The following is a 13998-nucleotide window of genomic DNA, read 5'->3' as shown; positions in this document are numbered from 1 at the left end:
CGACCGGTGCGACAGGTCACAGCAGGTGGAGAGGGTTCTACCTCTTGACGGGAGCCAACCCGAACGGCTCATCTTAGAGTTCACTTGTTGGATAGACGGGGCCTCACCGGAGCGGCCCCGCGCTCAGGAGGTCGTCGTGGAGACTCCAGGGTCGCAGTCGTCGCTGCACCGAGCCAACCTGGAGCGGGTCGTACGCGCCGTGCGTCTTGCCGGATCCCTCACCCAGGCGGAGATCGCGCGGGCCACCGGTCTGTCCGCGGCCACCGTCTCCAACATCGTCCGCGAGCTGAAGGACGGCGGAACGGTCCAGGTCACACCCACCTCGGCGGGTGGCCGCCGGGCACGCAGCGTGTCCCTGAGCGGCGACGCCGGGATCGTGATCGGTGTGGACTTCGGACACGCGCATTTGCGGGTCGCGATCGGGAATCTCGCCCACCAGGTGCTGGCCGAGGAGTCCGAGCCGCTGGACGTGGACGCCTCCTGGAGCCAGGGTTTCGACCGGGCCGAGGAGCTGGTGAACCGGCTGGTCGAGGCCACCGGCGTGGACCGGGCCAAGATCGCCGGCATCGGTCTGGGTGTGCCCGGCCCGATCGACGTGGAGTCCGGCACCCTGGGCTCCACCGCGATCCTGCCGGGCTGGGGCGGCATCAAACCCGCCGAGGAGCTGCGGGGGCGCCTCGGCGTGCCGGTGCACGTGGACAACGACGCCAACCTCGGCGCCCTGGGCGAGCTGGTCTGGGGCAGCGGGCGCGGGGTGCGCGACCTGGCCTACATCAAGATCGCCAGCGGTGTGGGCGCCGGACTGGTGATCAACGGCAAGATCTACCGCGGCCCCGGCGGCACCGCGGGTGAGATCGGGCACATCACCCTCGACGAGGGAGGCCCGGTGTGCCGCTGCGGCAACCGCGGCTGCCTGGAGACCTTCACCGCCGCACCGTTCGTCCTGCCGCTGTTGCAGCCCAGCCACGGGCCGGGCCTGACGATGGAGGGCGTGGTCCGGCTGGCCCGGGAGGGCGACCCCGGCTGCCGCCGGGTGATCGCCGACGTCGGCCGTCACATCGGCAGCGGCGTCGCCAACCTGTGCAACCTGCTCAACCCCAGCCGGGTGGTCCTCGGAGGAGATCTCGCGGAGGCCGGCGAACTGGTCCTCGGACCCATCCGGGAGTCCGTCGGGCGCTACGCCATTCCCAGCGCCGCACGTCAACTCACCATTCTTCCGGGGGCACTTGGCGGCCGTGCCGAGGTGCTCGGGGCGCTCGCGCTCGCACTGAGCGAGATGGGTGATTCGACGCTTCTGGACGGGTCCGCGGCCGGCGGTGCCCGTTCTTCGACACCTGCCTTCACTTAGAGAACGTATGGCACCGTTGCCATCTCGTTAAGGATTTACTTCTTGACGTCGCACGTATGGCCGAGTTGACTTCCAGCCACCTCGGCCGCAACGACGCGGCCTCGTCAGGGAGGTTCAAGGAAGTGAACACGCGTATGCGTCGTGCGGCCTTCGGTGTTGCCGCTGCTACCATGGCCGTCTCGCTGGCCGCCTGCGGCAGCGCCAAGGAGGCCAAGGACAACGACGACTCCTCGTCCTCGTCGGCGTCCGCGAACAAGGGCGACGACATCAAGATCGGTCTGCTGCTGCCGGAGAACCAGACGGCACGGTACGAGAAATTCGACCGCCCGCAGATCGAGAAGAAGGTCGCGGAGCTGACCCACAACAAGGGCAAGGTCCAATACGCGAACGCCAAGCAGGACGCCACCCTGCAGAACCAGCAGGTCGAGACGATGATCACCAACAAGGTGGACGTCCTCATCGTCGACGCCGTGGACTCCAAGGCGATCCGCAACTCCATCCAGAAGGCCAAGGACGCCGGGATCAAGGTCGTCGCCTACGACCGCCTGGCGGAGGGCCCGATCGACGCGTACACCTCGTTCGACAACGTGACCGTCGGAAAGACCCAGGGCGAGGCGCTGCTGCAGGCGCTCGGCGACAAGGCGAAGTCCGGCAAGATCGTCATGATGAACGGGTCCGCCACCGACCCGAATGCCGCGCAGTTCAAGCAGGGCGCGCACTCCGTGCTCGACGGCAAGGTGGACATCGGCAAGGAGTACGACACCAAGGAATGGAAGCCGGAGAACGCCAACTCCAACATGGAGGGTGCCATCTCCGCGCTCGGCAAGAAGAACATCATCGGTGTCTACTCCGCCAACGACGGCATGGCGGGCGGCATCATCACCGCCCTGAAGGCGGCGGGTATCTCCGACGTCCCGGTCACCGGCCAGGACGCGGAGCTCGCGGGTGTGCAGCGCATCATCACCGGCGACCAGTACATGAGCGTCTACAAGCCCTACCCGCAGGAGGCGAGCGTCGCCGCGGAGATGGCCGTGAGCCTGGCGCAGGGCAAGTCCCTGGACTCCCTCGCCAAGGACACGGTGGACAGCGCGACCACCAAGGGCATCCCGTCCGTCATCGTCCCGGTCGTGTCGCTGACCAAGGACAACATCAAGGACACGGTCATCAAGGACGGCATCTACACCGTCGCCGAGATCTGCACCCCCCAGTACAAGGCCGCCTGCGACAAGATCGGCCTGAAGTGACGGCCGTGCACGGCACGGCACGCACCTGACGGTGCGGCGGGCGGCCCGAGGACGGGCCCGTCGCACCGAGGTGCCGCACGCTTCCGCCGGCGCCCCGCGCCACCGGACAGCCCCGCACGCTCGCCCGCGGGGCGCCGGACGGAAACAGTTCCCCACCGACTTATCGCAAACCTCCCGCCGGGACAGGCGGCGAAGGAGATGGTTCACGTGTCCGCTACGCCTGTGCTGGCGTTGCGCGGGGTCTCCAAGCGGTTCGGCGCCGTCCAGGCGCTCACCGACGTAGAGCTGGAGGTCCACGCCGGTGAGGTGGTCGCCCTGGTGGGCGACAACGGCGCCGGCAAGTCCACGCTGGTCAAGACGATCGCCGGCGTGCACCCCATCGACGACGGCGTCATCGAATGGGAAGGCAAGGCCGTCCAGGTCAGCAAGCCGCAGGACGCCCAGGCCCTGGGCATCGCGACGGTCTATCAGGACCTCGCGCTCTGCGACAACATCGACGTGGTCGGCAACCTCTTCCTGGGCCGGGAGATCCGCCGGCGCGGGGTGCTCGACGAGGTGGAGATGGAGCGCCGCTCGCGCGAGCTGCTCGACCAGCTCTCCATCCGCATCCCCAGCGTGCGCATCCCGATCGCCTCCCTCTCCGGTGGCCAGCGCCAGGTCGTCGCGATCGCCCGGTCCATGCTGGGCGACCCCAAGCTGGTCATCCTCGACGAGCCCACCGCGGCCCTCGGTGTCGAGCAGACCGCCCAGGTCCTGGACCTGGTCGAACGGCTGCGCGACCGCGGCCACGCCGTCATCCTCATCAGCCACAACATGGCCGACGTCAAGGCCGTCGCCGACAAGGTGGCGGTGCTGCGGCTGGGCCGCAACAACGGTGTCTTCGAGGTCAAGTCGACCTCGCAGGAAGAGATCATCTCCGCCATCACCGGCGCCACGGACAACGCCGTGACCCGTCGTGCGGCGCGCAGCAATGGGGAGAGCACGAAGTGAGCATCGACAAGACCTCCGCACCCCCCGAGAACGGCGTCGTGGACAACCCGGACGCCGCGGCCGGCGCGGCCACCGCCGTCGACCCGCGCCTGCTGGTGCGCGAGCAGGGCTTCGCGGGCTACGTCGCCGAGTTCAAGCGGAAGCTGAAGGCCGGTGACCTGGGCTCCATCCCGGTCGTCCTCGGCCTGGTGATCATCTGGATCATCTTCCAGAGCCTGAACTCCAACTTCCTCACCGCGGGCAACCTCTCCGACATCTCCGTCGCCATGGTGGGCACGGGCATGATCGCCGTCGGCATCGTGTTCGTCCTGCTGCTCGGCGAGATCGACCTGTCGGTCGGTTCGGTCTCCGGTGTCGCGGGCGCCGCCTTCGCGGTGCTCAACATCACACACGGCATGAACGAGGTGCTGGCCTTCGTGCTGGCCATCCTCACCGGCACGGTCGCCGGAGCCATCCACGGCTTCTTCTTCGCCAAGGTGGGTGTGCCCGCCTTCGCCGTCACGCTGGCCGGTCTGCTGTTCTGGAACGGCTTCATGCTGAAGATCCTCGGCGACAACGGCACCATCAACCTCGACTCCGACGGTCTGGTCGCCAACCTGACCAGCTACTACTTCAGCGACATCGCCGCCGCCTACGGGCTGGCCCTGGCGGTGACGGTGCTGTACTTCCTCAGCGCGTACTTCGGCAACAAGCGCCGCGAGGCCGCCGGGGTGCCGTCCAAGCCGCTGAGCGAGACGATCCTGCGCACCGCGTTGCTCGCCGTGATCTCCTTCGCCGCGGCCTTCGTCTACAACCAGTACAAGGGCCTGCCGCTGGCCGTGCTGATCTTCGTCGCGGTGCTGTTCGTCACCGACTTCGTGCTGCGCCGCACCTCCTACGGCCGCAAGGTCTTCGCGCTCGGCGGCAGCGTCGAGGCCTCCCGCCGCGCGGGCATCAACGTCACGCTGGTGCGGATCTCGGTGTTCGCGATCTCCGGCACCTTCGCGGCCCTGGGCGGCCTGTTCATCGCCTCCAAGATCGCCTCCGCCAACCAGGGCGCCGGCGGCGGTGACCTGCTGATGAACGCGATCGCGGCGGCCGTGATCGGCGGCACGTCCCTCTTCGGCGGCCGCGGCCGCACCTGGAACGCGCTGCTCGGCGTGCTGGTGATCGTCTCCATCCAGTACGGCCTGGCCCTGGAGGGCATCGCCTCCCCGGTCCAGTACATGATCACCGGTGGCGTGCTGCTGGCGACCGTCGTCATCGACGCCGTCACCCGCAAGACCCAGAAGACGGCCGGCCGCGCCTGACCCGGTCGGCCCGGGGCCGCAGAGCCCCGTGTGTGCCCGGTACCGCCGACGGTGCCGGGCACACCTGCGTCGCACACGGGTCGCGCACACGGTACGGCCGTACGTGTGACCCGTGACCCACCGCCCGGACACCGGGCGCTCGGGCGGAACATTAGACTCGTCGAGCCGCTGAAAGCTCGATCAGCTCTACTGCAAGGAGGCACGGGTGCCGCTGCTGACCCGCATCACGGGACCGCGCGATCTGGACCGGCTCAGCCTGGAGGAGCTGGATCAGCTGGCAGAGGAGATCCGGACCTTTCTGGTGGACGCCGTCTCCAAGACCGGCGGCCACCTCGGCCCCAACCTCGGTGTGGTCGAGCTGACCATCGCCCTGCACCGGGTGTTCCACTCCCCGAAGGACAAGGTGCTGTGGGACACCGGCCACCAGTCGTACGTGCACAAGCTGCTCACCGGCCGGCAGGACTTCTCCCGGCTGAAGATGAAGGGCGGCCTGTCCGGTTACCCCTCCCAGGCGGAGTCCGAGCACGACGTCATCGAGAACAGCCACGCCTCCACCGTGCTGGGCTGGGCCGACGGCATCGCCAAGGCCAACCAGATCCTGGGACGCGACAGCCATGTCGTCGCCGTCATCGGCGACGGCGCCCTGACCGGCGGCATGGCCTGGGAGGCGCTGAACAACATCGCCGACGCCAAGGACCGCCCGCTCGTCATCGTCGTCAACGACAACGAGCGCTCCTACGCGCCCACCATCGGCGGCCTCGCCAACCACCTGGCCACCCTGCGCACCACCGACGGCTACGAGAAGTTCCTCGCCCGCACCAAGGAACTCCTCGAGCGCACCCCGGTCGTCGGCCAGGCCCTCTACGACACCCTGCACGGCGCGAAGAAGGGACTGAAGGACTTCATCGCCCCGCAGGGCATGTTCGAGGACCTGGGCCTGAAGTACGTCGGCCCGATCGACGGACACGACATCGAGGCCCTGGAGTCCGCGCTCACCCGCGCCAAGCGCTTCAACGGCCCCGTCATCGTGCACTGCCTGACCGAGAAGGGCCGTGGCTACCAGCCCGCCCTGCAGGACGAGGCCGACCGCTTCCACGCCGTCGGCAAGATCCACCCCGACACCGGCCTGCCCATCGCCACCTCCGGCGCCGACTGGACCAGCGTCTTCGGCGACGAGATGGTCAAGCTCGGCAAGGAACGCAAGGACATCGTCGCCATCACCGCCGCGATGCTCCAGCCGGTCGGCCTGGACAAGTTCGCCAAGGCCTTCCCCGACCGGGTCTTCGACGTCGGCATCGCCGAGCAGCACGGCGCCGTCTCCGCGGCCGGCCTCGCCCACGGCGGACTGCACCCGGTGTTCGCCGTCTACGCCACCTTCCTCAACCGCGCCTTCGACCAGGTGCTGATGGACGTCGCCCTGCACAAGTGCGGCGTGACGTTCGTCCTGGACCGGGCCGGCATCACCGGCACCGACGGCCCCTCCCACAACGGCATGTGGGACATGTCGATCCTTCAGGTCGTCCCCGGGCTGCGGCTGGCCGCCCCGCGCGACGCCGACCAGGTCCGCGCCCAGCTGCGCGAGGCCGTCGCCGTCGAGGACGCGCCGACCGTGGTCCGCTTCTCCAAGGGCAAGGTCGGGCCGGCGGTGCCCGCCGTGGGCCGCGTCGGCGGCATGGACGTGCTGCGCGAGCCCGGCACCGACACCCCGGACGTGCTGCTGGTCTCCGTCGGCGCGCTCGCCCCGATGTGCCTGGAGATCGCCGACCTGCTCGACAAGCAGGGCATCTCCACCACCGTCGTCGACCCCCGCTGGGTCAAGCCGGTCGACGAGGCGATGGCCCCGCTGGCCGAACGGCACCGGGTGGTCGTCACCGTCGAGGACAACTCGCGGGTCGGCGGTGTCGGCTCCACCATCGCCCAGGCTCTGCGGGACGCCGGCGTCGACGTGCCGCTGCGGGACTTCGGCATCCCGCCGCGCTTCCTCGACCACGCCTCCCGCGCCGAGGTCATGGCGGAGATCGGCCTGACGGCGCCCGACATCGCCCGCCAGGTCACCGGTCTGGTCGCCAAGCTCGACGGCCTGCCGCACACCCGGCTGCGCTCCACCGGGCAGTCCGACGGCGAGATCGACTCGGCGGTGGAGCCCGCGCGCGACTGACCTGCGTGCACGGTATGCACCCACCGGAACATCGTTACCGCTCGGTGCCCTAAACGGGCCGGATTCGACACCCTCCTACGGGTGGCGCATCCGGCCCGTCTGCGTGAACCTGCCAGTGCCGGGGCATACGCATTCCCCAGCCCTCTCGATCATGTCGAGCCACGGCGAGGCGACGAGCGTGGAAGGTAGGCCTGTGAGCAACACGCTGTTCCGGACGAAGAACGTCGAACAGTCGATCAGAGACACCGAGGAACCCGAACACGCACTACGGAAATCGCTCTCGGCCCTCGATCTGACGGTCTTCGGAGTCGGTGTCATCATCGGCACCGGCATTTTCGTGCTCACCGGAACGGCCGCCCGGAACACCGCCGGACCCGCGGTGGCCGTGTCCTTCGTGGTGGCCGGTGTGGTCTGCGCACTGGCCGCGCTGTGCTACGCGGAGTTCGCGTCCGCCGTGCCGGTCGCCGGTTCGGCGTACACCTTCTCCTACGCCTCTCTCGGCGAGTTCCCGGCCTGGATCATCGGCTGGGACCTGGTGCTGGAACTCGCGCTCGGCACGGCGGTGGTGGCCGTCGGCTGGTCCGGTTACATCCATTCGCTGCTGGACAACGCCGGCTGGCATCTGCCCGAGTATCTCAGCGGCCGGGACGGCGCCTCCGGGTTCGGTTTCGACATCCTGGCCGCCGCGCTGGTCCTGGTGCTGACCGCCATCCTCGTGGTCGGCATGAAGCTGTCGGCACGTGTGACCTCGGTCGTGGTCGCGATCAAGGTGGCCGTCGTCCTGGTCGTCATCATCGCGGGTGCCTTCTTCATCAAGGCCGGCAACTACGACCCCTTCATCCCGAAGGAGGAGCCGGTCACGGCGGGCGGCAACCTGAAGGCACCGCTCGTGCAGCTGATGTTCGGCTGGGCACCGTCGAACTTCGGCGTCATGGGCATCTTCACCGCGGCGTCCGTGGTGTTCTTCGCCTTCATCGGCTTCGACGTGGTCGCCACCGCCGCCGAGGAGACCCGCAACCCGCAGCGCGACGTGCCGCGGGGCATCCTCGGCTCCCTCGTCATCTGCACCGCGCTGTACGTGGCCGTGTCGATCGTCGTCACCGGCATGCAGAAGTACAGCAAGCTGTCCGTGGACGCCCCCCTGGCGGACGCCTTCAAATCCACCGGACACCCCTGGTTCGCGGGTCTGATCAGTTTCGGCGCGGCCGTCGGCCTGACCACGGTGTGCATGATCCTGCTGCTGGGCCAGTCCCGGGTGTTCTTCGCGATGAGCCGTGACGGCCTGCTGCCGCGGCTGTTCTCCCGCACCCACCCGCGTTTCCGCACCCCCTACCGCTCGACCGTCCTCCTCGGCGTCGTCATCGCCGTGATCGCGGGCTTCACCAGCCTGAGCGAGCTGGCGGAGCTGGTGAACATCGGCACGCTGTTCGCGTTCGTCATCGTGGCGGTCAGCGTGATCATCCTCCGCCGGACCCGTCCGGACCTGCACCGGGCCTTCCGTACGCCGCTGGTGCCGCTGGTGCCGATCCTGTCGGTGCTCGCCTCGCTGTGGCTGATGCTGAATCTGCCCGCCGAGACCTGGCTGCGGTTCGCCATCTGGATGGCGATCGGCTTCGTCGTCTACTTCTTCTACGGCCGCACCCACAGCCGTCTGGCCCGCGAGGAACAGCCGGCCCGGGCCGAGGGCACGTCCGGCGGCACCTCCTGACGGCGGGCGGAGCCCGCGCACACGGGACCGCACGGCACACACGTGCCGGGGCGGGGCCGGGAGAGACCGGCTCCGCCCCGCGGTACGTGTGCGGGCCGCCCGAGCGGTCCCGTACCGCCCGTCAGTTCCGCACCGCACGTCAGTCGTGTACTGCCCGTCAGTCCCGGACCGCTCGCGGCCCGGTGACCTCGGCCCCCAACTCCGTCACCCGGCGCCGCAGTTCGCGGTCGGCCGTGACCACCAGGGTGGGCCGGCCCGCCGCCCGGCCGACCAGGCCGACGATGTGGTCGTCCCCGCTGCCGGGCGCCTCCTCCACCCGCACTCCCGGCACCGTGCGCACCCCGCGTGCCGCACCCTCGACGACCAGCACGATCTCCGCCTTGTCCGCCAGGCGGGGCACACCGTCGGCGGCCAGCCGGTCCCGCAGGCGCTCGGCGGCTCCCCGGCGGTCCCGCCACCAGCCGTCCGGCACCGACCCGACGACATTGGCACCGTCGACGATCACCAGCAGCTCCAGCAGCTCCGGGGTGGCATCCATGGGACCAGGGTGACACGTGCCGTCGGGGCACGGCAGACACCTGCCGTACCCGGCCGGGGAAGCAGGGGCCCGGCCCGGGCGCGGTCCACGGCGCCGCATAGAGTGAGCGTGTGAACGGCGACTGGCTCCTCCGCGGCCGCGACGGCCGCCTTCATGTCTACTTCCTCTCGGGCGACGCCGTGCTGTGCCGGGCCGAACGGTGGCCCGGCGGCCCCTGGGACGCGCCCCGCCGCATGGGCGGCGACCAGCGGGTGCACCCGGTGCTCGCCCTCGGTCAGGGAAGCGACCGCTACACCCATCTGGTCTCCTGGCGGCCCACGGTGCCGGGCGAGTCGGGCCTGGTGCACTCCACCCACTTCCGCCCGCTGCTGGCGGCCCTGGACTGGATGCCGGTGGGACACCCCAACAACAAGGGGGACCGCACGGGCACACCGGCCGTCGCCGTCGACGCGGAGGGCCGCGCCCACCTCTTCGTCCGCAACGCGGGCGGCGGGGTGAGCATGCGGGCCCAGCGGACCAAGGGCGGCTGGTCGCCCTGGTGGGATCTGCGGGGCCAGGGCACGCACCGGGACGGCCTGGCGGCGGTCACCGCCGAGTCCGGCACGGTCGAGCTGTACGCGGCCGTGCGCGGCGGAGTGCAGCACTGGCGGCAGGAGGAGCCCGGCGGCCGCCTGGTGCCGGGGGAGAAGATCGGCGTCGAGCCGCAGCCCGGCTCCCTGTACGCCCTGGCCACGTCGCCCGGCGCCACCACGCTCTTCTACGTCGACTCCGTGGGCGACCTGTGCGCCTGGCGGCCCGGCGGCAAACCGGTGACCGTGCTCGGCGCCGCCGGCACCGGCCCGGTCACCGCCGTCCGCTGCGTCCTCGACGGCCACGACTGCACGGTGCTCGCCCAGTGCTCCGACAGCGGCCGGGTCGCCTTCGCCGCCTGTCCGACCGAGGAGGAGTCGGCGGGCGCCTGGTGGACCGAGTCCGGCCCGCAGCTCCCGCCGGACGCCCGGGTCTGCCTGACCACCGACGCCGACGGCCGCCTCGTGGCGGCCGTCTCCTCCCCGGCCACGGGCCGGCTGCTCGTGACCCGCCGCAAGGACGAGCCGGGGCTGGCCCTTCAGGCCTGGCGCGAGGTGTGAGCGGCGAGGCGGCGGGCAGGTCCGAGCGCCCGCCCGTCGTCGGCCGACCGCGCAGGGGCGCCCGCGCTCGCACGGGGGCGCCACCCCGTCCCCTCTCGCCGTCACCGGCCTGTCATCGCCCCCCGGAACGCCGATGCCCGGCACACCCACCGGTGTGCCGGGCATCTTCGTCAGCCGGGGACGGCGGCGTGCGTCACGCCGGGGCCGAGGCCACCCCCACGGGCAGGAACCGCTTGCCGTTGACCCGCTCGCTGATGCCCTCGCGGTCCAGGTACGGCGTGATGCCGCCCAGGTGGAAGGGCCAGCCGGCGCCGGTGATCAGGCACAGGTCGATGTCCTGCGGCTCGGCGACGACGCCCTCGTCCAGCATCAGGCCGATCTCCTGGGCGACCGCGTCCAGGACGCGGGCGCGGACCTGGTCCTCCGTCAGGACCGTGTCGCCCTGCTTCAGCAGCGCGGCGACCTCCGGGTCCAGCTCGGGCTTGCCGCTGTCGTAGACGTAGAAGCCGCGCTTGCCGGCCTCCACGACCGCCTTCAGGTTCGGGGAGACGGTGAAGCGGTCCGGGAACGCCTTGTTCAGGGTCTCCGAGACGTGCAGGCCGATCGCCGGGCCGACCAGCTCCAGCAGCACCAGCGGGGACATCGGCAGACCCAGCGGCTCGACGGCCTTCTCGGCGACCTCGACCGGCGTGCCCTCGTCGATGACGTTCTGGATCTCGCCCATGAAGCGGGTCAGGATGCGGTTGACGACGAACGCCGGGGCGTCCTTGACCAGCACCGCGGTCTTCTTCAGCTTCTTGGCGACGGCGAACGCGGTGGCCAGCGAGGCGTCGTCCGTCTTCTCGCCGCGCACGACCTCCAGCAGCGGCAGGACCGCCACCGGGTTGAAGAAGTGGAAGCCGACGACCCGCTCGGGGTGCTTCAGCTTCGAGGCCATCTCCGTCACGGACAGCGAGGAGGTGTTCGTGGCGAGGATCGCGTGCTCGGGCGCGACCGCCTCGACCTCCGCGAACACCTGCTGCTTGACGCCCATCTCCTCGAAGACGGCCTCGATGACGAAGTCGGCGTCCGCGAAGCCCTCCGCCTTGTCCAGGACACCGGTGACCAGCGCCTTGAGGCGGTTGGCCTTGTCCTGGTCGATGCGGCCCTTGCCGAGCAGCTTGTCGATCTCGCTGTGGACGTAGGCCACACCCTTGTCGATGCGCTCCTGGTCGATGTCGGTCAGGACGACCGGCACCTCCAGGCGGCGCACGAAGAGCAGGGCCAGCTGGGAGGCCATCAGACCGGCGCCGACCACGCCGACCTTGGTGACCGGACGGGCCAGGCTCTTGTCCGGGGCGCCCACCGGACGCTTGCCGCGCTTCTGCACCAGGTTGAAGGCGTACAGACCGGCGCGCAGCTCGCCGCTCATGATGAGGTCCGCCAGGGCCTCGTCCTCGGCGTCGAAGCCGGCCTGCAGGTCACCGCTCTTGGCGGCGGCGATGATGTCCAGGGCCCGGTAGGCGGCCGGGGCCGCGCCGTGCACCTTGGAGTCGGCGATCGCCCGGCCCCGCTCGACGGCCTGGTCCCAGGCCTCGCCGCGGTCGACGGCCGGACGCTCGACGGTCACGTCGCCCTTGAGGACGGACGCCGTCCACACCAGCGACTGCTCCAGGAAGTCCGCGCCCTCGAAGATCGCGTCGGCGATGCCCAGCTCGTGGACCTGCTTGCCCTTGAGCTGCCGGTTCTGGTTGAGGCTGTTCTCGATGATGACGGTGACGGCCTTGTCGGCGCCGATCAGGTTCGGCAGCAGGGTGCAGCCGCCCCAGCCGGGGACCAGGCCGAGGAACACCTCGGGCAGCGAGAAGGCGGGCACGGCCGTGGACACCGTGCGGTAGGTGCAGTGCAGGCCGACCTCGACGCCGCCGCCCATGGCCGCGCCGTTGTAGTACGCGAAGGTCGGCACCGCGAGCTTGGACAGCCGCTTGAAGACGTCGTGGCCGCCCTTGCCGATGGCCAGGGCGTGCTCGCGCTCCTTGAGCAGCTCCACGCCCTTCAGGTCGGCGCCGACCGCGAAGATGAACGGCTTGCCGGTGATGCCGACGCCGACGATCTCGCCGTCCGCGGCCTCCTTCTCCACCTGGTCGATCGCGGCGTCCAGGTTCGCCAGCGAGGCCGGGCCGAAGGTGGTCGGCTTGGTGTGGTCCAGGCCGTTGTCCAGCGTGATCAGCGCGAAGCGGCCGGCGCCCAGCGGCAGGTCGAAGTGACGTACGTGGGCCTGGGTGACGACCTCGTCCGGGAACAGGTCCGAGGCCTGCTTCAACAGCTCGGCGGTGGTGCTCACTTGTCCCCCTCGAAGTGCGGGTTCTCCCAGATGACCGTCGCGCCCATGCCGAAACCGACGCACATGGTGGTCAGGCCGTAGCGGACGTGCGGCTGCTCCTCGAACTGGCGGGCCAGCTGCGTCATCAGGCGCACGCCGGAGGAGGCCAGCGGGTGGCCGAAGGCGATGGCGCCGCCGTACTGGTTGACGCGCTCGTCGTCGTCGGCGATGCCGTAGTGGTCCAGGAACGCCAGGACCTGCACGGCGAAGGCCTCGTTGATCTCGAACAGGCCGATGTCGGAGATGGACAGACCGGCCTTGGCCAGCGCCTTCTCCGTGGCCGGGATCGGGCCGTAGCCCATGACCTCCGGCTCCACGCCCGCGAAGGCGTAGGAGACCAGGCGCATCTTGACCGGCAGGCCCATCTCGCGGGCGAAGTCCTCGCTCGCGACGATCGACGCGGTGGCGCCGTCGTTCAGGCCGGCCGCGTTGGCCGCGGTGACCCGGCCGTGCACCCGGAACGGCGTCTTGAGGTTGGCGATGGCCTCCAGGGTGGTGCCCGGGCGCATCGGCTCGTCGGCGGTGACCAGGCCCCAGCCGGTCTCGCCGGCCTCCGGGTTGGTGCGGCGCACCGCGATCGGCACCAGGTCCTGCTGGATCTTGCCGTTGGCGTAGGCCTTGGCGGCCTTCTCCTGCGAGCGCACCGCGTACTCGTCGGCGCGCAGCTTGGTGATCTGCGGGAAGCGGTCGTGCAGGTTCTCCGCGGTCATGCCCATGAACAGGGCGGACTCGTCGACCAGCTTCTCGGACACGAACCGCGGGTTCGGGTCGACGCCCTCGCCCATCGGGTGGCGGCCCATGTGCTCGACACCGCCCGCGATGGCGACGTCGTACGCGCCGAAGGCGATGGAGGCGGACACGGTGGTCACGGCGGTCAGCGCGCCCGCGCACATGCGGTCGATCGCGTAGCCGGGGACCGAGCTCGGCAGGCCCGCGAGGATGCCGGCCGTGCGGCCGATCGTCAGGCCCTGGTCGCCGGTCTGCGTGGTCGCGGCGATGGCGACCTCGTCGACCTTCTTCGGGTCCAGGCCGGGGTTGCGGCGCAGCAGCTCCCGGATCGCCTTCACGACGAGATCGTCGGCACGGGTCTCGTGGTAGATGCCCTTCGGGCCCGCCTTGCCGAACGGGGTGCGGACGCCGTCGACGAAGACGACGTCCCTGACGGTACGAGGCACGATGGCTCTCCTCCAGGGTGCGGGGTGGCACTGCTGCGGCGCGCAGCGCTGAGCGC

10 protein-coding genes are annotated in these 13998 nt (G+C 70.3%); 7 read left to right on the top strand and 3 right to left on the bottom strand.

Going from position 1 to position 13998, the window contains the following annotated elements; translation table 11 throughout:
• Window positions 1-136: 136 nt before the first annotated feature.
• The 6 genes from OG899_RS05170 (at window position 137) to OG899_RS05145 (ending at window position 8737) form a co-directional block, all read left to right on the top strand.
• Complete coding sequence (locus tag OG899_RS05170; RefSeq protein WP_125499700.1) at window positions 137-1348, top strand: ROK family transcriptional regulator; 1212 nt, start codon at window positions 137-139, stop codon at window positions 1346-1348.
• A 134-nt stretch (window positions 1349-1482) separates the two neighbouring features.
• Window positions 1483-2592, top strand: a complete 1110-nt coding sequence (locus OG899_RS05165; RefSeq protein ID WP_168130902.1) for a sugar ABC transporter substrate-binding protein — start codon at window positions 1483-1485, stop codon at window positions 2590-2592.
• Window positions 2593-2790: 198 nt separating this feature from the next.
• Entirely contained in the window at window positions 2791-3582 is a 792-nt protein-coding gene (locus OG899_RS05160) for an ATP-binding cassette domain-containing protein (protein ID WP_125499699.1), read from the top strand.
• The gene (locus tag OG899_RS05155; RefSeq protein ID WP_125499698.1) at window positions 3579-4871 is read left to right on the top strand and encodes a sugar ABC transporter permease; all 1293 of its coding nucleotides are present in this window, start codon (window positions 3579-3581) and stop codon (window positions 4869-4871) included. The genes OG899_RS05160 and OG899_RS05155 overlap by 4 nt, the downstream gene beginning before the upstream one ends.
• Window positions 4872-5076: 205 nt before the next feature.
• Window positions 5077-7029, top strand: a complete 1953-nt coding sequence (gene dxs / locus OG899_RS05150) for a 1-deoxy-D-xylulose-5-phosphate synthase (RefSeq protein ID WP_125499697.1) — start codon at window positions 5077-5079, stop codon at window positions 7027-7029.
• A gap of 193 nt (window positions 7030-7222) precedes the next feature.
• Entirely contained in the window at window positions 7223-8737 is a 1515-nt protein-coding gene (locus tag OG899_RS05145; RefSeq protein ID WP_125499696.1) for an amino acid permease, read from the top strand.
• 157 nt (window positions 8738-8894) lie between these two features.
• Here OG899_RS05145 and OG899_RS05140 read toward each other — a convergent pair whose 3' ends face one another.
• Window positions 8895-9275, bottom strand: coding sequence for an NYN domain-containing protein (locus tag OG899_RS05140; protein WP_168130861.1), 381 nt, complete (start codon window positions 9273-9275; stop codon window positions 8895-8897).
• Window positions 9276-9385: 110 nt separating this feature from the next.
• On the opposite strand from OG899_RS05140, the gene OG899_RS05135 reads away from it, so the two are divergent.
• Window positions 9386-10405, top strand: a complete 1020-nt coding sequence (locus OG899_RS05135; protein ID WP_168130862.1) for a hypothetical protein — start codon at window positions 9386-9388, stop codon at window positions 10403-10405.
• Between the two features lie 193 nt (window positions 10406-10598).
• On the opposite strand, the gene OG899_RS05130 is transcribed toward OG899_RS05135, so the two are convergent.
• Together OG899_RS05130 and OG899_RS05125 are read right to left on the bottom strand one after the other, a co-directional pair.
• A complete protein-coding gene (locus OG899_RS05130; protein ID WP_168130863.1) occupies window positions 10599-12728 on the bottom strand; it encodes a 3-hydroxyacyl-CoA dehydrogenase NAD-binding domain-containing protein in 2130 nt (709 codons plus the stop codon).
• Window positions 12725-13942: an acetyl-CoA C-acyltransferase gene (locus OG899_RS05125; protein WP_125499692.1), complete on the bottom strand. Its 1218-nt coding sequence runs from the start codon at window positions 13940-13942 to the stop codon at window positions 12725-12727. The genes OG899_RS05130 and OG899_RS05125 overlap by 4 nt, the downstream gene beginning before the upstream one ends.
• Between the last annotated feature and the right edge of the window lie 56 nt (window positions 13943-13998).

It is taken from the genome of Streptomyces thermoviolaceus, from assembly GCF_045209695.1.
Lineage (GTDB): Bacteria > Actinomycetota > Actinomycetes > Streptomycetales > Streptomycetaceae > Streptomyces > Streptomyces thermoviolaceus.
Note: the sequence above shows the minus strand (reverse complement) of the source record. Positions and strands in the feature narration are given on the sequence as shown.

Excerpts from the sequence above, each read along its gene's own strand:
- OG899_RS05165 (WP_168130902.1), top strand. The coding sequence starts at position 1,483 with ATGCGTCGTGCGGCCTTCGGTGTTGCCGCTGCTACCATGGCCGTCTCG.
- OG899_RS05160 (WP_125499699.1), top strand. The coding sequence starts at position 2,791 with ATGGTTCACGTGTCCGCTACGCCTGTGCTGGCGTTGCGCGGGGTCTCC.
- OG899_RS05140 (WP_168130861.1), bottom strand. The coding sequence starts at position 9,275 with ATGGATGCCACCCCGGAGCTGCTGGAGCTGCTGGTGATCGTCGACGGT.